The sequence below is a fragment of the Streptomyces caniferus genome, assembly GCF_009811555.1.
Lineage (GTDB): Bacteria > Actinomycetota > Actinomycetes > Streptomycetales > Streptomycetaceae > Streptomyces > Streptomyces caniferus.
On sequence record NZ_BLIN01000005.1, the window covers coordinates 2,482,618 to 2,500,613 of the forward strand.

Here is a 17,996-nt window from a genome sequence, read left to right on the forward strand (position 1 = left end):
ACGTGACGTGGCGAACGACGCCAGCACCGTTTTCGACCTAGTGATCCTCGGAGGCGGTAGCGGTGGTTACGCCGCTGCCCTGCGCGGGGCGCAGCTGGGCCTGGACGTCGCCCTGATCGAGAAGGGCAAGGTCGGCGGCACCTGCCTGCACAACGGCTGCATCCCCACCAAGGCTCTGCTGCACGCCGGTGAGATCGCCGACCAGGCTCGCGAGAGCGAGCAGTTCGGTGTCAAGGCCACCTTCGAGGGCATCGACATCGAGGCGGTCCACAAGTACAAGGACGAGGTCATCTCGGGCCTGTACAAGGGCCTGCAGGGCCTGATCGCCTCCCGCAAGGTGACGTACATCGAGGGCGAGGGCCGGCTCTCCTCCCCGACCTCCGTCGATGTGAACGGCCAGCGTGTCCAGGGCCGCCACGTCCTGCTGGCGACCGGCTCCGTGCCGAAGTCGCTGCCGGGCCTGGAGATCGACGGCAACCGCATCATCTCCTCGGACCACGCGCTCACGCTGGACCGCGTGCCGAAGTCCGCGATCGTGCTGGGCGGCGGCGTCATCGGCGTCGAGTTCGCCTCCGCGTGGAAGTCCTTCGGCACCGACGTGACCATCATCGAGGGCCTCAAGCACCTCGTCCCGGTCGAGGACGAGAACAGCTCCAAGCTGCTGGAGCGTGCCTTCCGCAAGCGTGGCATCAAGTTCAACCTCGGCACCTTCTTCGACAAGGCCGAGTACACCGCCGACGGCGTGAAGGTCACCCTCGCCGACGGCAAGACCTTCGAGGCCGAGGTGCTCCTGGTCGCGATCGGCCGCGGGCCGGTCTCGGCGGGCCTGGGCTACGAGGAGCAGGGCGTCGCGATGGACCGCGGCTACGTCCTCGTCGACGAGTACATGCAGACCAACGTGCCGACCATCTCGGCCGTCGGTGACCTCGTTCCCACCCTCCAGCTCGCGCACGTCGGCTTCGCCGAGGGCATGCTGGTGGCGGAGCGGCTGGCCGGTCAGAAGACCGTGCCGATCGACTACGACGGCGTGCCGCGCGTCACGTACTGCCACCCCGAGGTCGCTTCGGTGGGCATCACCGAGGCCAAGGCCAAGGAGCTGTACGGCGCCGACAAGGTCGTCGCTCTCAAGTACAACCTCGCGGGCAACGGCAAGAGCAAGATCCTCAAGACCACGGGCGAGATCAAGCTCGTCCAGGTCAAGGACGGTGCCGTGGTCGGCGTCCACATGGTCGGTGACCGTATGGGCGAGCAGGTCGGTGAGGCCCAGCTGGTCTACAACTGGGAGGCCCTGCCGGCCGAGGTTGCGCAGCTCGTGCACGCGCACCCGACGCAGAACGAGGCCCTCGGCGAGGCCCACCTGGCCCTGGCCGGCAAGCCTCTCCACTCCCACGACTGACCCCAGTCCCGGGCGCGACCACATCCGCACCACTTTGTAAGGAGCAACTGAAACCATGGCGGTTTCCGTAACCCTGCCGGCGCTCGGCGAGAGCGTCACCGAGGGCACCGTCACTCGCTGGCTCAAGGCCGAGGGTGAGCGCGTCGAGGCCGACGAGCCGCTGCTCGAGGTGTCGACCGACAAGGTCGACACCGAGATCCCGGCCCCGGCCGCCGGTGTCCTGTCCGCCATCAAGGTGGCCGAGGACGAGACCGTGGAGGTCGGCGCCGAGCTGGCCCTCATCGACGACGGCAGCGGTGCGCCCGCGGCCGAGGCGGCCCCGGCCGCCGCCGAGGCGCCCGCGGCCGAGCCGCAGCCCGAGCCCGCCCCGGCTCCGGCCGCCGAGGCCCCCGCCGCCGCCCCCGCGGGTGGCGCCGAGGGCACCGACGTCGTCCTCCCCGCGCTCGGCGAGAGCGTCACCGAGGGCACCGTCACCCGCTGGCTGAAGGAGGTCGGCGAGGAGGTCCAGGCCGACGAGCCGCTGCTGGAGGTCTCCACCGACAAGGTCGACACCGAGATCCCGGCGCCGACGTCCGGCACCCTGCTGGAGATCGTCGTCGGTGAGGACGAGACCGCCGAGGTCGGCGCCAAGCTCGCCGTCATCGGTGCGGCCGGCGCCGCTCCGGCCGCCGCCCCGGCTCCCGCCGCTCCGGCCCCGGCCGCCGCTCCGGAGCCCGCTCCGGCTCCGGCACCCGCCCCGGCCCCGGCTCCGGCCGCCGCTGCCCCGGCCCCCGCTCCGGCCGCTCCGGCTCCGGCTGCTCCGGCCCCCAAGCCGGCCGCTGCCGCGCCGGCTCCGGCCGCCGGTGAGGGCGACGGCGCCTACGTCACCCCGCTGGTGCGCAAGCTCGCCGCGGAGAACGGCGTCGACCTGTCCACGGTCAAGGGCACCGGTGTCGGTGGCCGGATCCGCAAGCAGGACGTCATCGCCGCCGCCGAGGCCGCCAAGGCCGCCGCGCCGGCTCCGGCCGCCGCCCCGGCCGCCGCCTCCAAGGCCCCGGTCATCGAGGCGTCGCCGCTGCGCGGCCAGACCGTCAAGATGCCGCGGATGCGCAAGGTCATCGGCGACAACATGATGAAGGCCCTGCACGGCCAGGCGCAGCTGACCTCCGTGGTCGAGGTGGACATCACCAAGATCATGCGGATGCGCAACAAGGCCAAGGACGCGTTCGCGCAGCGCGAGGGCGTCAAGCTCTCCCCGATGCCGTTCTTCGTCAAGGCCGCGGTCCAGGCGCTGAAGGCCCACCCGGTCGTCAACGCCCGGATCAACGAGGACGAGGGCACCATCACCTACTTCGACACCGAGAACGTCGGTATCGCGGTGGACGCGGAGAAGGGCCTGATGACCCCGGTCATCAAGGACGCCGGTGACCTCAACATCGCCGGTATCGCCCGCAAGACGGCGGACCTGGCGGGCAAGGTCCGCGCGAACAAGATCACGCCGGACGAGCTGTCCGGTGCGACCTTCACCATCAGCAACACCGGTTCGCGCGGCGCCCTGTTCGACACCGTCATCGTGCCCCCGAACCAGGTCGGCATCCTGGGCATCGGTGCGACCGTCAAGCGCCCGGTGGTCATCAACCACCCGGAGCTCGGCGAGACCATCGCGGTGCGCGACATGACCTACCTGGCGCTCTCCTACGACCACCGTCTGGTGGACGGCGCGGACGCCGCCCGCTACCTGACCACGGTCAAGCAGATCCTGGAGGCCGCCGAGTTCGAGACCGAGATCGGTCTCTGAGTCCGGCAGTCACGCCATAGGTGTGCGCAAGGGGTCGGCCCCGGTTCGAATGAGCCGGGGCCGGCCCCTTTGCGCGTCCTCGGCCCCGTATCGCCCGGACCCTCCCCCGGCTGCCGCTGGGGGTGCCCCCGGTCCGTCCCGGATAATGGCCCCCTCGCCACCACGCGCTCTGAAGGAGCCCTCATGACCCCGCCCGTCGTCCATTCGCTGCGCGAGCAGATCCGCGAGCACATCCTCGAGGGGATCGTCAGCGGCCGCTGGCAGCCGGGCGAGCGGATCGTGGAGCGGCGGATCGCGGTGGAGCTGGAGGTCAGCCAGACGCCCGTACGCGAGGCGCTGCGGGAGCTGGAGTCGCTGCAGCTGATCGAATCGGCGCCGAACAAGGGCGTACGGGTGCGGAATCTGACCGCGGACGACCTCAAGGAGAGCTACCCGGTGCGGGCCGGGCTGGAGCAGGTGGCCGCCGAACTCGCCGCCGGGCGGCTGGCCGAGGACACCGCGGCGCTGGAGCGCGAGGTGGCGGCGCTGCGCGAGGCGGACCTGACGGGTGACGGGGAGGCGCAGGTGCGGCACACGGTGGCCTTCCACCGGGAGGTCGTACGGGCCGCCGGGAACGCCGTGCTGCTGCACACCTGGGAGTCGCTGGGCATCGAGGTCTGGACGACGCTGTCGATCCGCTGGTTCAGCCCGGAACCGCGCTCGCACGCCCAGGACCACCAGGAGATCGTGGACGCCTTCCGGCGGCGCGACCCGAAGATCGGCGCCTTGCTCAAGTCACACGTCCTGAGCTGCGCACCTCGGGTCTGACGGACCCTCCGGACGGCATTTCCGAGCCCTCCCGGACGGGGTGAGGAACCCGCTCCCCGACTGGCACGCCGTGCCCGAAAATGCGGCACCCCGTGCCGACCTGCGGTTTTTCGTCTCTGATCGTTGATCGATCATCGATCAGAGGCGTATCGTCTTCCGACGGGGCGCGACAACCCTGCCTGCCGAACTCGTAGGGGGTGTCGTCGAGGCCCGTCCACCCTGTAGGACGCGGCCCGACACCGACGGCACCCCCGAGCTACCCCCCGTCCGGAAAGGGGCCACCCATGCCCGATCCCGTGCGCCTGCCGTACAGCCAGCTCGACCAGCTCCCGGACCGCGATCCCGAGGAGACGGCCGAGTGGCGCGAGTCGCTTGACGCCGTCACCAAGGCCGCGGGCCCGCATCGCGCCTCGTACCTGATGCGCCGTGCCCTGGAGCACACCGCGCGCACCGAAGGCACCGCCCTGCCGTCCCTCCTGGAGACGGAGTACGTCAACACCATCCCGACCTCCGCCGAGCCCGCCTTCCCGGGCGACGAGGCGATGGAGGCCAGGATCACCGCCTGGAACCGCTGGAACGCCGCCGCGATGGTCACCCGCGGCTCCGCGCTGGGCCTGGGCGGCCACATCGCCACCTTCGCCTCCGCCGCCTGGCTCTACGAGACCGGCTTCCAGCACTTCTTCCGCGGCAAGGAAGGCGACGGCAGCGGCGACCAGCTCTACATCCAGGGCCACGCCTCCCCCGGCATCTACGCCCGCGCCTTCCTCGAAGGCCGCCTCACCGAGGACCACCTCGACCACTTCCGCCAGGAGGCCGGCGGCGAGGGCCTGCCCTCCTACCCGCACCCCCGGCGACTGCCCTGGCTGTGGGAGTTCCCCACCGTCTCCATGGGCCTGGGCCCGCTCTCGGCCATCTACCAGGCGCGCTTCAACCGCTACCTGGAGCACCGCGCCATCAAGGACACCAGCAACTCCCACGTCTGGGCGTTCCTGGGCGACGGCGAGATGGACGAGCCCGAGTCGACCGCCGCACTGGCGCTGGCCGGCCGCGAGGGCCTGGACAACCTGACCTTCGTCATCAACTGCAACCTGCAGCGCCTCGACGGACCGGTCCGCCCCAACTTCAAGATCGTGCAGGAGCTGGAGGCCCAGTTCCGCGCGGCCGGCTGGAACGTCGTCAAGTCGCTGTGGGGCCAGGCCTGGGACGAGATCTTCGCGCTCGACACCGACGGCGCGCTGATCCGCCGCCTCGGCGAGACCCCCGACGCGCAGTTCCAGACGTACGCCACCCGCGACGCCGCCTACCTGCGCGAACACTTCTTCGGCGCCAACGAGTCCCTGCAGGCCCTCGCCCGCACGCTCTCCGACGCCAAGCTGCTGGAGCTGTTCCAGACCTCCCGGGCCGGCCACGAGCCGCGCAAGGTGTACGCCGCCTACAAGGCCGCCGTCGAGCACAAGGGCGCGCCGACCGTCATCCTGGCGCAGACCGTCAAGGGCTACACCCTCGGCGCGGGCTTCGAGTCCCGCAACGCCAACCACCAGATGAAGAAGCTCACCATGGCGGAGTTCCGCGCCATGCGTGACGTCCTCGACCTCCCCATCCCGGACAGCGCGCTGGAGGGCGACCAGGTGCCGTACTGGCGCCCGGCCGAGGACTCCCCCGAGATGGTCTACCTGCGCGAGCGGCGCGCCGCCCTCGACGGCCCGGCCCCCGCCCGCAAGGTCGTCGACAAGCCGCTGCCGATGCCCGCCGACAAGGCCTTCGACGGTCTGAAGAAGGGCTCCGGCAGCCAGGAGATCGCCACCACCATGGCGTTCGTCCGGCTGATCAAGGACCTGATGCGGGACAAGGAGACCGGCAAGCGCTGGGTCCCGATCGTCCCCGACGAGGCCCGCACCTTCGGCATGGAGTCGCTCTTCCCGACCGCCGGCCTCTACTCCCCCAAGGGCGCGACGTACGACCCGGTCGACCGCGACCAGCTCCTTTGGTACAAGGAGGCCAAGGACGGCCAGATCCTCAACGAGGGCATCACCGAGGCCGGTTCGCTCGCCGACTTCACCGCCGCCGCGACGTCCTACGCGACGCACGGCGAGCCGATGATCCCCTTCTACATCTTCTACTCGATGTTCGGCTGGCAGCGCACCGCCGACCAGTTCTGGGCGCTCGCCGACCAGTTGGGCCGCGGCTTCGTCATCGGCGCCACCGCCGGCCGCACGACGATGACCGGCGAGGGCCTCCAGCACGCCGACGGCCACTCGCACCTGATCGCCTCCACCAACCCGGCGGCGCTCTCCTACGACCCCGCCTTCGCCTACGAGGTCGCGGTCATCGTCAAGGAGGGCCTGCGCCGCATGTACGGCCCGGACGCCGAGGACGTCTTCTACTACCTCACGGTCTACAACGAGACCAAGGTCCAGCCGGCCATGCCCGAGGGCGTCGAAGAGGGCATCCTCAAGGGCCTGTACCGCTTCCAGGAGGGCACCAGGCCCCAGGCCGACAGCCCGCAGCTCCAGCTGCTGGCGTCCGGCACCGCCATCCACTGGGCCCTGGAGGCGCAGCAGCTGCTGGCCGACGACTGGGACGTGGCGGCCGACGTGTGGTCGGCGCCGTCCTGGACAGAGCTCCGCCGGGACGCCCTGGAGTGCGACGCCGCCCGCCTGGAGGGCGAGGACCGCATCCCGTACGTCACCCGCGCCCTGGCCGGGGCCCCCGGCCCGGTCGTCGCGGTCAGCGACTGGATGCGGGCCGTACCCGACCAGATCGCGCCGTGGGTCGAGCAGGACTGGACCTCCATCGGCACCGACGGCTTCGGCCTCTCCGACACCCGCGACGCGGCCCGCCGCCACTTCGGCGTCGACCCGCAGTCGGTGGTCGTCCAGGCCCTTGCCGCCCTCGCCCGCCGCGGCCAGGTCAAGCCGGAAGCCGTCAAGGAAGCCCGGGAACGCTACGGGCTGTGACCCAGGGGCCCTCACCGGGCCCGCCCGCCCTCCGGGGCACCACAACTCCCGTGTGGAGGCCACCTTCCCGCGCCCGGGGCCTCCACACGGGAACCCACCACCGGCCCGGCCGACCACGCCCTGACTACGGCCGGGCCGGGCTGTCTTTTGGCACGTGGTCGTTTCGCGGTGTGGTCCTGGTGCGGGGTTGCCGGTGGCTGGGGCCGGTGCGCCTGCGGCGGGTGGGTGGTGGGTCGGAGGGGACGCCCGGTACCCCGTCCTCGGCGCGGGCGCATCTGGTACGTGGTACAGATCGGCCCCGCGTTCGCTCCGGTCCTGCGGGCGGGGCACCGGACATCCCCTCCGACCACCGCGCGTCGGCGACCGCCCCGCCGTACCGATCACCGTTACGGCCTCGGACGCCAGCCCCTTGGCAGGGCGCTGGTCGGGCGCACCTTCTGCTGCCCTGCAGTCGCCCTCCGGCCGGGCTCGCTCCGGGCGAGGCTTGCCCGAGCCGACGCATGTGATCGGTGAGGGACGGTGCCACCGTGCTGCAGTCGGCAACGGGCGTAGGCCGGAGGGGATGTACCGGGACCCGCCCGCAGGACCGGAGCGGACGCCGGGTCGGTCTATGCCACGTAGCAGATGCGCCCGCGCCGTGGGGGCACCTCCCGGCCGGAGGCTGGGGGAGGGTTCCGGTGCGTCCCCTCCGGCCCCGCGGCAACCACACAAGCCGCCCGAGGGCGAGCCCCACGCACCCACACCGATCAACGACCGGTACGTCAACGGCGCCCCAAAGGGGCGCGGGGAACTGCGCGCCCAGCCACAACCGCACCCGCACCCGCACCCGCACCCGCACCCGCACCCGCAGACAAAACGTCGGCACCCCGGCCACTGTCAGTGGCCCCCCGCATCATGGACCCATGCGCGCTGCCCGGCTGATCAGAATGGTGCTGCTGCTCCAGACGCGCCCGTCGATGACGGCCGCCGAGCTGGCACGGGAGCTGGAGGTTTCCGAGCGAACGATCGCCCGGGACGTCCTCTCGCTCTCCGAGGCCGGCGTGCCGGTCTACGCGGACCGCGGCCGGGCCGGCGGCTACCGCCTCATCGGCGGCTACCGCACCCGCCTCACCGGCCTCGGCCGCAGCGAGGCGGAGGCCCTCTTCCTGTCCGGAGTGCCCACGGCCCTGCGCGAGATGGGCCTCGCGGACGCCGCCTCCGCCGCCCGCCTGAAGGTCTCCGCCGCCCTGCTCCCGGAGCTGCGGGACGCCGCGACGGGCGCCGCCCAGCGCTTCCACCTCGACGCACCTGCCTGGTACCAGGAGCCCGAGACCCCCGCCCTGCTTCCGGAGATCGCCGAAGCGGTCTGGGACGACCGCCGGATCACCGCCCGCTACCGCCGCAAAGACACCGAGGTGGAGCGGGAGTTGGAGCCGTACGGCCTCGTGCTCAAGGCGGGCGTCTGGTATCTGGCGGCGCGTGCCGAGGGCGACCACCGCGTCTACCGGGTCGACCGCTTCACCGCCGTGGCGCCCGCCGGGAGCGGCACGTCCTCCGGCACCGACGACGCCGGAGGACGGTTCCGCCGTGACGATTCCTTCGACCTCCCGGCGTTCTGGGCCGAGCGGGCGGCCCAGTTCGCCCGGTCGATCCTGCGCGAGGAGGTGGTGCTGCGGCTCTCGTCGCGCGGCGCCCGCCAGCTGCCGTACGTCACCGAACGCGCCGCGGCCCATGAGGCACTCGCGCGGGCGCGGGCCGCGGGCGGCCCCGATGCGCAGGGCCGGCTGACCGTGACCCTGGCCGTGGAGTCCACCGAGGTCGCCTACGCACAGCTGCTGGCGCTCGGCCCGGAGGGCGAGATCCTCGCGCCCTCCGGGTTGCGTGAGCGCTTCGCGTCGGCCGCCCGCAGGACGGCCGCGTTGTACGCGGAGGCGGACGGGACACCGGACGAGCCGGATGCGGGCGAGCTATGACCCGCCGGCCGCCCCGGTCACCGGTAGGCGTCCGCCGCCGCATCCTTCCCCCCGAAGACGACCTCCTCGAAGTACGCGAAGCAGTCGGGCCGCGAACCGTCCGTGTCGGTGAAGTCGTACTCCTTCGCCAGCTGCCCGCTGGAGAGCGACCGGCCGCTCCACCGCTCCTTGGCCGGGTCGGCGGCCAGCGCCCGTACACCGCGGGCGATCAGGGCCGGCGATTCGGCGATGGCGAAGTGCGGCTCCTGGGCCACCGCGTCGCGCCAGGTCTCCTCGGTCACCCCGAAGTGGTCGAGCATCTCCTCGGAGCGCAGAAAGCCGGGGGTGAGCGAGACCGCCGTGCCGCCGTGCTCCTTCAGCTCGGCGGCGAGGCCGAAGGCGATGCGGTGCGGTGCGTTCTTGGTGAGGTCGAAGCAGAGGTTGTCACGGTAGGTGCGGTTGAAGGCGGCGGTCCCGTCGGTGACCTCGACCACCAGCCCGCCGGGCCGCCTGATCAGCAGGGGCAGGGCGTAATGGCTGGTGATGATGTGGGTGTCGACGCCCAGGCGGAACATCCGCAGCCCCTTCTCCAGGTCGATGTCCCACAGCCTGGTGTCGAACTCGATCAGCCGGTCACCGCCCCAGACGCTGTTGACCAGCACATCCAGCCGCCCCTGCTCCCGGTCGATGCGCTCGGTCAGCGCCTTGACCTGCGCCGGTTCCAGGTGGTCGGTCGGTACGGCGATGCCGGTGCCGCCCGCCCCGGTCACCAGCTCCGCGGTCTGCTCGATCGTCTCCGTGGACCGGCCGACCTCGCTGACCCGTTCCCGGGTCGTCCGTCCCGTCACATACACCAGGGCGCCGGCCCGCCCCAGCTCGACCGCCATCGCGCGCCCGGCCCCACGGGTCGCCCCGGCGACCAGCGCCACCCGTCCCGCCAGTTCCTGCTGTCCCGTCACGTACGCCACTCCTCGCTGTCAGGTGCCTCGCATCCGTACACGGCGACCGTGACAGGTAAACCCGACACCTCCTGTCCGGATTCACCGACCGCCCCCAGCAAAGAGGCCCGCCCACCGCTGCGCCCAGCGCACCCACCGCGTTGCGCCCGCAATCCACCCACCCCTACGAGCACCCATCCCCTACGGACGCAGCGCGCGCACACTCCCCCCGCTCCGCAGCCGCCCGACGACCTGCGCCGCGGCACCCGGCCCACCCGCCCCGACCGGCGCGGCGAACGTGCCCCCGTCGCCGGTGGCCCGTACCCCGCCCGTCACGTCGAAGCCGCCGACCTCCTGGCTGCCGGCCGCGAGCAGGTACCACTTGCCGGACTTCGCCCGCCAGCGGACGTCCCCCGCCACGGGGGCACCGAAGCGGCTGCAGGCGGCGGTGTTCGCGGCCCGGCCGGCGATCGCGGCGGGCTCGGCCGGGCGCGCGGCGGGCGGCAGGAACTGCAGCGTCACGCTGCCGGGCCCGCGCCAGGTGTCGGCGCGGGTGCACATCCAGGTCGCGCTGCCGCCGCCCTCCGGGAGGCGCTGCTCGGCGAACGCCCAGTTGCTGACGGACCGTACGCCGGCGCCCCGCAGCGACCCGAGCGAGCAGACCGTACGGGCCCAGCCCTGCAGGGCCGGGGCGCCGGTCGCCTCCCCCGGTCCGGCGGCCGGGGTGCCGCCGGGCGGCAGGGAGGTGAGACGGACGGGGACGAGGTCGTCGAGGTCGGTCACCAGGAAGGGCGGGTTCACCGCGGCCGCGCCGATCCGGGTCGAGGGCCGGAACTGGGCCGCCGGCCAGTGTCCGCAGACGGCGCTCCCCACCGGCGGTGTCGGGATCCGGTCGGTGACCCCGTCCGGAGCAACATGCAGCCCGTGCACCGGGGCGGCCGGTGCCACCAGGTCGCGGACGGTGACATCGGAGATCCACGGCGCGAGCAGATACCGCATCCAGCCGTTGCCGCGTCCGATCACCAACGCGGCGCCGGTCGTCGGGTCCGCGTCGTCGACCCGTGCGAAGTGCAGGGTGGGCGTGGCGTCTTCGGGCTCGGCGTAGCGCACCAGGCGTTCGCCGTCGTGGAGGACCACGACCATCACGTTGTCGATCAGGCCCGCGTACAGCAGCTGCGGCGGATGGTCGGGCGGCCGGGTGGAGGTGCCAGCGGACGCCACGATCCGGGCGTCCTCGGGCGGCGCCGCCCACACCCGCAGCGCCCGCCCCAGCAGCTCCTGGTCGCCGGCCTGCCGGCCGCGGGCGGGCCAGGCGGTGAAGTCCACCCGCGAGGTGTCCGTCCACTGATCATTGGGGGTGCGCAGCAGCCGCCCCGGGTCCAGCGCGCGCTCCGCGACGGTCTCCGTGTGCCCGGTCCGGTCCCCGTCCCCCCGCGACACCCCGGCGACCACCCCGCCGACCGCGAGCAGCGCCGTCAGTGCGACCGCCACCCGCACCCGCTGCCGACGGCGCAGCAGGTCCGTCGGCCGCATCTGCACCGTGCACGGGTCGAACTCCCCCGAGTTCAGCAGTGCCCCGGCACCGGCCCCGGTCTCCCGGTCCAGCTGCGCCGCCGCCCGCTGTGCCGCGTCCGGCTCCTCGACCCCTGCCCGCGCCAGCACGCCGCGTGCGGCGTCCTCGTCCAGGCCCTCCAGCTGCCACAGCCCGATGGCGGCCCGTACCGGGGCCGGGACGGCGGACAGCGCCTGGTCCAGGGCGAGTTCCTCGGCGCCGCCGGCCCGCGGGAAGAGCCGCAGCCCCCAGACCTGGGGCATGGCCGCCGGTCCCCGCACCGGCCGGTCCTCGTACGCCAGCGCCAGCCGCAGGGCCCGCAGCCGCACCACGTCGTAGCCCGGCTCGGCCGCCGGGCCGCGCTGGGCCGGCAGTCCGCCGTCGGGCCGCCGCAGCCGGGCCCGCGGCAGCGCCCGCTGGACCAGTCCGTGTGCGGTCAGGACCCGGCGGTGGCGGCCCATCGACGGGGGCAGCACGAGATAGGCGAGGCGGACGAGCCGTGGATAGTGCTCGACGAGGGCCGCCTCGGCCCGTTCGACATCGGCCCGGGTGCGTTCGTCCATGGGCATGGCCTGGAACAGCCCTTCGCGCAAGGGTGGATATACCGTCGTTCGGTCGTTGCACGCCGTCCAACGAGTGATCCTTGGGGCGGTCACCCGACGGAGGACCGGCCGGGGTGAGCGAACCCGATCCGAACACCCCGTCACCGGCGCGCCCGCCGCGTCACCGATCCGGATAACGACCCCGCCGCATCCGGGGTACTCCGCATGCGGCGGGCGCCGGCAGGGCAGATGCTGGAGCGGTGATGGACGAGACGGAGTTCTGGGAACTGATCGACGGTTCCCGCGAGGCCGCCGAGGGCGACCCCGAGGAGCAGGCCGACGCGCTGGTCGAGCGGCTCCTCGGGCTCGACCCGGATGCCGTCGTGGACTTCGCCCGCCACTTCGAGGCCCGCTACAACCGGGCGTACTCCTGGGACCTGTGGGCCGCGGCCTCCGTCCTGCTGGGCGGCGCGAGCGACGACGCCTTCGACTACTTCCGCTGCTGGCTGATCGGCCAGGGCCGGGAGGTCTTCGAGGGTGCGCTGCACGACCCGGACCAGCTCGCCGAGCTGCTGGACGACTTCGACGAGTCGGTGGACGGCGACGCCGAGGAGCTGGGCTATGCGGCCGACGAGGCGTACGAGCAGATGACCGGCGGGGTGATGCCGGACCTGGAGCTGCCCCCGCCGCCCCGCGAACCGCTGGGCAGCTACATCGACTTCGACGATCAACGAACCATGGCGGAGCGCTTCCCCACCCTCTGGGACCGTTTCAAGCCGTAGGACGCGCGGCGTCCCGGAGCCACGGCGGGCCGGGCCCGGCCCCGGGATGTCACCACCGGCCCGTCGGTGCGGGCAGTATGGGCCCCATGCGGATCGCGATCACCGGCTCGACCGGTCTCATCGGCACGGCGCTCGTACGCTCCCTGCGCGCGGACGGCCATGACGTCGTCCGGCTCGTACGGCGCGCGCCCGCGGCGGCCGACGAGGTGCGCTGGGACCCCGGCCGCCAGGAGGTCGACACCGCCGGGCTGGTGGGCTGCGAGGCGGTCGTCCATCTGGCCGGCGCGGGGGTCGGCGACCACCGCTGGACGGCCGCCTACAAGCAGGAGCTCCGCGACAGCCGGGTCCTGGGCACCCGGGCCCTCGCCTCGGCGCTGGCTTCCCTGGACGCTCCGCCGGGAGTCTTCGTCAGCGGCAGCGCGATCGGCTACTACGGCGACACCGGCGACCGGCGGACGGACGAGAGCGCGCCGGCCGGCCACGGGTTCCTGCCGGAGCTCTGTGTGGCCTGGGAGGACGCCGCGAAGCCGGCCGAGGACGCCGGCATCCGTACCGTCTTCCCCCGTACCGGCCTGGTCGTGGCGCGCTCGGGCGGCGCCTGGGGCCGGCTCTTCCCCCTCTTCCGGCTCGGCCTGGGCGGCCGGCTCGGCGACGGCAGCCAGTACTGGAGCTTCATCTCCCTGACGGACCACATCAGGGCGCTGCGCCACCTCATCGACACCGGGGGCCTGAGCGGACCGGTCAACCTCACGGCGCCGGAACCGGTCACCAACCGCGAGGTCACCGCCGTCATGGGCCATGTCCTCCACCGCCCCACGCTGTTCACCGTGCCGGCGCCGGTCCTGCGTGCGGCCCTGGGCGAGTTCGCGGGCGATGTGCTGGGCAGTCAGCGGATCGTTCCGCGGCGGCTGCTGGACTCCGGGTTCGCGTTCGCCCATCCGCGCATCATCGAGGCGGTCCGGGCCGCGTAGCCGTACGGGCCGCGCACTCCTCCGGACCGCTCGGGCGCCCGGACCGCTCGGTCACCGGGCTGCGGAGTCGTCCCAGCCGCGGAGTCGTCCGCGTCACACCGCCGTCCGGGCGGCATAGCCGCAGTGCCGGACGGGAAGCTTTGGCCAAGGGGCGCGGTCGACGCGCCCCTGGACGCCCCCTGTCGAACGTGACCGCTGCCGCCTTCCTGCCGTCCTCGCACGCCTCTTCTCGGTATCCCCACGGCGGCACCGGGCACGACTGGGGTGCGCCGTCGTTGGGACCGACCTCGGGAGGGGCATGTGCTGCGCACCGCATCGGCCGTGGACGTCGTCATCGTGGGGGCCGGTCCGGCCGGACTCGCCGCCGCCCGCCATCTGACCGGCGCCGGAGTGTCCGTCACCGTCCTGGAGGCCGCGCCACGGATCGGCGGCCGGTCCGTCACCGACCGCCTCGACGGCTTCCGGCTGGACCGCTGCGGGCGGCCGCTGGCCGTCTCCGCAACCGAGCTGCGCCGGGCCCCGGGCCTCGGCGATCTGACACTCCGTCCGTTCGCGCCCGGTCTGAGCGTCCACAACGGACAGCGGACCCAGCGCATCAGCGCGCCCCGCAGCGCGAAGGGCGCGCTGTCCGCGGCGCGTGCCCTCTCGCGGGCCGGCCGCCGCGCGGAGCGCCGGACGGACCGTCAGGCCGTCCGCCTCACCGACCGGCGGACCGCGGAGCACCCGGACCGCCGCACGGTCCGGCGTATCGACCGCCGCGCCGACACCCCCACGGCTCCCCCCGCCGGCGCCACCCCCGCGCCCTCCGCCGACCGTCCGATCCGCGACGCGCTGGCCGACCGCCCCGCCTTCCCGCACCGCGGCCATGACACGTTCCTGCGGCCCCTGCTGGCCGCGCTGCTGTGCGATCCCCAGCTGCACGGTTCCAGCCGGGGCGGGGCGGCGGCCCTGCGCGCCTTCGCACAGGGCCGGCTGTGGCTCCCGGCCGGCGGCGTGATGGCCGTCCCCGAGCTGCTCGCCGCCGCGCTGCCGCCGGGCACGGTCCGCACCTCCGTGCAGGTCACGGCCGTCTCGACCACCGGCGTCAGCACCGCTGAGCACGGCCACATCCCCTGCCGGGCGGTAGTGGTGGCCACCGGCGCACGCGATGCGGCCGAGCTGCTGCCGGGGCTGCGGGTGCCCGCCTTCCACCCCGTCGCCGTCCTGCACCACACCGGGGCGGCCTGCGGCGGCCGGGGCACGCCGTCCCGCGACACGGCCCTGATCCTGCCCACGGACGGCGCCGTCGCCTACAGCTACGCCGCCGGCGCCATCGACCCGTCCCGTACACCGCCGGGCCGGTCCCTGATCACCACGACCGTGCTCGGCGCCGCGGCGACACTGCCGCTGTCCGTGCTCGACAAGACGATCCGCCCCGAGCTCGACCGGATCTACGGCGCGCACACCGACGACTGGCAGCTGCTGACCGCCCATCACGATCCGTACGCCGTACCCGCGATGCCGGCGCCGCACGACCCGGAGCGCACGGTGCGGGTGCTCTCCGGCCTCTATGTGTGCGGCGACCATCGCGACACCAGCACGCTCCAGGGGGCGCTGAACTCGGGCCGGCGCGCCGCCCGCGCGCTCCTCCAGGACTTCGGCCTGCCGGCCTGCACGACGGAACCGGACACCCTGCCCACGGCGGCCTGAGCCGGGTGTCCGGTCCGGCCGTCATCCCAGCGCCGCCACCCGTTCGCGGTACCCCCGCACGGGCGCCGCGTCCCGGTAGGGCTCCAGGCGGCGCTCGAACTCCCTGACGTACTCATGGGCGCGTACGGACCGCATCTCGGAGGCCTGGAGCGCCGCCTCGGCACCCAGCGTGCAGGCCTGCTCCAGCTCGCCCAGGCCCAGCCGCGCGGTCGCCAGCACCACCCGGCAGAAGAGCCTGCTGCGGGCGAACCCGGCCGCGCGCAGCTGGAGCGAGCGCTCGGCGTGCTGGGAGGCGGCGCGGTACTGCTGGAGATCGCGGTGGCAGTGCGCCAGTTCGTCGGCGAGCTGCGCCTCGTCGAAGAAGCGCGCCCAGTACGGGGTGTCGTCACCGGGGCGGACGGTCTCCAGCGCCCGTTCGGCGCGGGCCAGCGCCGTCGTGCAGGCCCGGACCTCGCCCAGGACGCCGTGGCCGCGTGCCTCGGCGGAGTGCAGCAGCGCCTGCACGGCGGGCGGCGCGCTGCTGCCGATGCCCTGCTGGGCGACCCGGGCGAGCTGCACGGCTTCCCTGCCGTTTCCCTGCCGTGCCCCAGGTAGACGGCCTGCCGGCTCATGGTCACCAGGACGTAGGACCCGTACGCCCGGTCCCCGGCGGCCTGGGCCAGCCGCAGGGCCTGGACGAAGTACCGCTGGGCCAGCCCGTGGGCGGCGATGTCGTACGAGGTCCAGCCCGCCAGCCGGGTCAGATCGGCGGCGGCCGCGAAGAGCCGCCGGCCGGTGGCCTCGCCGTAGCTGCCGCGGAGCATCGGCTCGGCCTCGTGTTCCAGATAGCGCACCAGGGCCTGCCGGGCGTGACCGCCGCCGTAGGCGTGGTCCAGTGCCCGGAACAGCTCGCCGACCGAGCGCAGCGCCGCGATGTCGCCGGAGGTGACCTTGGAGCCCTGGGTGCGGTCGACCCGGTCGGTGCGGCGCTGACGGGGCACCGTGACCCGGCCCTGTGCGGGGACCCGGCCCGCCCCGTCGACGGGGGGCTCGCCGCGGGCGACCCGTTCGTCGGCGCGGCCGATCAGCCAGTCGCGGCTGGGCACCACGAGTCCGGCCGGGGTGAAGGCGATCTTGCGGAGCTCGGCGTGGCTGCCGGAGTCCTTGCGCCACAGGCCGCTGACGATGTCCACCGCCTCGCTGGGGCTCGCGGCGAATTCCAGTCCGGCGTACACCGGCGCACAGGCGTCCAGGCCGAGGTCCTGGGCGGACAGCCGGCGTCCCAGCCGGCGGGTGAACACCTCCGCGATCAATGCGGGGGTGGTGCCCCTGGGCTGCTGGCCGCGCAGCCAGCGGGTCACCGACGTCTTGTCGTAACGGAGGTCGAGGCCGTGCTCGATGCCGAGCTGATCCACCCGTCTGGCCAGCCCGGCATTGGAGAATCCCGCCTCGGCGATGAGCGCGGCGAGCTGGCGGTTGGGGGTGTGGTGCGGGGGTCGTTCCGTCATCAGCTTTACCGGTCTCCTGCCTTCCGGGCCGCTGCCGGGTTCGGCGGACCCTGTCCGGCATGCTCATCGCCCTTGTGGAACGGCGTGAATGTAACGGCCTTCGGGGCCCTAATCGGCGCCTCCTCGTCGCGTTCATCCGATCGTGTGAGCAGGGACGGGAGGGCCGGACACCGGCCGCCTGCCGGGTCCGGAAGCGGCGGCCGTACAGTGGCATGGGCGCGAAGTGGCATCAACGTTGCAGCAAAGTGCAACAAAGGTTCGTAGAGGAGCTGCCGTGACTGCGATCTCTCGGGGGGAGACCCCCGTTCCCGAGGGGCTGCGCTTTGTGCATCTGGGTTTCGGCGCCGACGCCGTGGAGTACGAATCCGCATGGCAGGAGCAGCGCCGGGTGCACGCCGCCCGGTTCGCCGACGAGCTGCCCGACACCTGCCTGCTGCTGGAGCACCAGGCCGTCTACACCGCGGGGCGCCGTACGTCCGACGCCGAGCGCCCGCTGGACGGGACCCCGGTCGTCGACGTGGACCGCGGCGGGAAGATCACCTGGCACGGGCCCGGCCAGCTGGTGGGCTACCCCATCCAGAAGCTGCCGCGCCCGGTTGACGTCGTGGCCCATGTCCGCCGGCTCGAAGAGGCGCTGATCCGGGTCTGCGCCGAGTTCGGCGTGGAGGGCACCCGGGTCGAGGGCCGCAGCGGCGTGTGGGTGCTGGGCGACGCCGTCGGCGCGGCCGAGGAGTCGGCGGCCCTGGGCGGGCTGAACCTCGACTTCGACCCGCGGGTGGCGGACGAGCTGTTCGACCCGCGGCTGAACGGTCCCGAGTACGCGCCGTCCAACGCCGGCCAGCGCCGCGAGGACCGCAAGCTCGCCGCGATCGGCATCCGCGTCGCCAAGGGCGTCACGATGCACGGCTTCGCGCTGAACGTGAATCCGGACAACACCTCGTTCGACAAGATCGTGCCGTGCGGCATCCGGGACGCCGGCGTCGCCTCGCTGGCCGGCGAGCTGGGCCGCGAGATCACCATCGCCGACGTCCTGCCCGTCGTCGAGAAGCACCTGCGGGACGTCCTGGAGGGCGCCGAACTGCTCCCCCGCGCGGTCTGACCGGACGGTCGCCGGCCGGGCCCCCGCGCCGGACGGCCGCCCGCCCCGGGGCCTCCCGGGGGCCGCCG

11 protein-coding genes and 1 pseudogene are annotated in these 17,996 nt (G+C 73.4%); 9 read left to right on the forward strand and 3 right to left on the reverse strand.

The window, feature by feature from the left end; genetic code table 11:
• The first annotated feature begins 7 nt into the window (after nucleotides 1-7).
• From lpdA to Scani_RS27520, 5 genes are all read left to right on the forward strand, one after another.
• Nucleotides 8-1,396: a dihydrolipoyl dehydrogenase gene (gene lpdA / locus Scani_RS27500; RefSeq protein ID WP_159480499.1), complete on the forward strand. Its 1,389-nt coding sequence runs from the start codon at nucleotides 8-10 to the stop codon at nucleotides 1,394-1,396.
• A gap of 55 nt (nucleotides 1,397-1,451) precedes the next feature.
• Nucleotides 1,452-3,173: a 2-oxoglutarate dehydrogenase, E2 component, dihydrolipoamide succinyltransferase gene (gene sucB, locus Scani_RS27505; RefSeq protein WP_159480500.1), complete on the forward strand. Its 1,722-nt coding sequence runs from the start codon at nucleotides 1,452-1,454 to the stop codon at nucleotides 3,171-3,173.
• A 183-nt stretch (nucleotides 3,174-3,356) separates the two neighbouring features.
• Nucleotides 3,357-3,980, forward strand: coding sequence for a GntR family transcriptional regulator (locus tag Scani_RS27510; RefSeq protein WP_159480501.1), 624 nt, complete (start codon nucleotides 3,357-3,359; stop codon nucleotides 3,978-3,980).
• 284 nt (nucleotides 3,981-4,264) lie between these two features.
• Nucleotides 4,265-6,937, forward strand: coding sequence for a pyruvate dehydrogenase (acetyl-transferring), homodimeric type (aceE, locus tag Scani_RS27515; RefSeq protein ID WP_159480502.1), 2,673 nt, complete (start codon nucleotides 4,265-4,267; stop codon nucleotides 6,935-6,937).
• Nucleotides 6,938-7,839: 902 nt separating this feature from the next.
• On the forward strand, nucleotides 7,840-8,889 hold the full coding sequence (locus Scani_RS27520; protein WP_159480503.1) for a helix-turn-helix transcriptional regulator: 1,050 nt from the start codon (nucleotides 7,840-7,842) through the stop codon (nucleotides 8,887-8,889).
• Nucleotides 8,890-8,906: 17 nt separating this feature from the next.
• Here the strand turns inward: Scani_RS27520 and Scani_RS27525 are convergent, their stop codons facing one another.
• Both Scani_RS27525 and Scani_RS27530 read right to left on the reverse strand, forming a co-directional pair.
• The gene (locus Scani_RS27525) at nucleotides 8,907-9,827 is read right to left on the reverse strand and encodes an SDR family oxidoreductase (RefSeq protein ID WP_159480504.1); all 921 of its coding nucleotides are present in this window, start codon (nucleotides 9,825-9,827) and stop codon (nucleotides 8,907-8,909) included.
• A gap of 180 nt (nucleotides 9,828-10,007) precedes the next feature.
• Nucleotides 10,008-11,921 (reverse strand): hypothetical protein, encoded by a 1,914-nt coding sequence (locus tag Scani_RS27530; RefSeq protein ID WP_159480505.1) that lies wholly within the window; start codon nucleotides 11,919-11,921, stop codon nucleotides 10,008-10,010.
• 242 nt (nucleotides 11,922-12,163) lie between these two features.
• On the opposite strand from Scani_RS27530, the gene Scani_RS27535 reads away from it, so the two are divergent.
• From Scani_RS27535 to Scani_RS27545, 3 genes are all read left to right on the forward strand, one after another.
• Nucleotides 12,164-12,682 carry a DUF4240 domain-containing protein gene (locus tag Scani_RS27535; RefSeq protein ID WP_159480506.1) on the forward strand — a complete coding sequence of 173 codons (519 nt, stop codon included), beginning with the start codon at nucleotides 12,164-12,166 and terminating at the stop codon, nucleotides 12,680-12,682.
• Nucleotides 12,683-12,768: 86 nt separating this feature from the next.
• On the forward strand, nucleotides 12,769-13,653 hold the full coding sequence (locus Scani_RS27540) for a TIGR01777 family oxidoreductase (protein ID WP_159480507.1): 885 nt from the start codon (nucleotides 12,769-12,771) through the stop codon (nucleotides 13,651-13,653).
• 300 nt (nucleotides 13,654-13,953) lie between these two features.
• Complete coding sequence (locus Scani_RS27545) at nucleotides 13,954-15,342, forward strand: FAD-dependent oxidoreductase (protein WP_159480508.1); 1,389 nt, start codon at nucleotides 13,954-13,956, stop codon at nucleotides 15,340-15,342.
• 21 nt (nucleotides 15,343-15,363) lie between these two features.
• Here the strand turns inward: Scani_RS27545 and Scani_RS27550 are convergent.
• A pseudogene (locus Scani_RS27550) lies at nucleotides 15,364-16,829 on the reverse strand (NsdA family TPR-like regulatory protein).
• 274 nt (nucleotides 16,830-17,103) lie between these two features.
• On the opposite strand from Scani_RS27550, the gene lipB reads away from it, so the two are divergent.
• Complete coding sequence (gene lipB / locus Scani_RS27555; RefSeq protein WP_167538143.1) at nucleotides 17,104-17,928, forward strand: lipoyl(octanoyl) transferase LipB; 825 nt, start codon at nucleotides 17,104-17,106, stop codon at nucleotides 17,926-17,928.
• Nucleotides 17,929-17,996: the final 68 nt, after the last annotated feature.

Coding starts and splice junctions, on each gene's coding strand:
- sucB (WP_159480500.1), top strand. CDS start 1,452: ATGGCGGTTTCCGTAACCCTGCCGGCGCTCGGCGAGAGCGTCACCGAG.
- Scani_RS27510 (WP_159480501.1), top strand. CDS start 3,357: ATGACCCCGCCCGTCGTCCATTCGCTGCGCGAGCAGATCCGCGAGCAC.
- aceE (WP_159480502.1), top strand. CDS start 4,265: ATGCCCGATCCCGTGCGCCTGCCGTACAGCCAGCTCGACCAGCTCCCG.
- Scani_RS27520 (WP_159480503.1), top strand. CDS start 7,840: ATGCGCGCTGCCCGGCTGATCAGAATGGTGCTGCTGCTCCAGACGCGC.
- Scani_RS27530 (WP_159480505.1), bottom strand. CDS start 11,921: ATGGACGAACGCACCCGGGCCGATGTCGAACGGGCCGAGGCGGCCCTC.
- Scani_RS27535 (WP_159480506.1), top strand. CDS start 12,164: ATGGACGAGACGGAGTTCTGGGAACTGATCGACGGTTCCCGCGAGGCC.
- Scani_RS27540 (WP_159480507.1), top strand. CDS start 12,769: ATGCGGATCGCGATCACCGGCTCGACCGGTCTCATCGGCACGGCGCTC.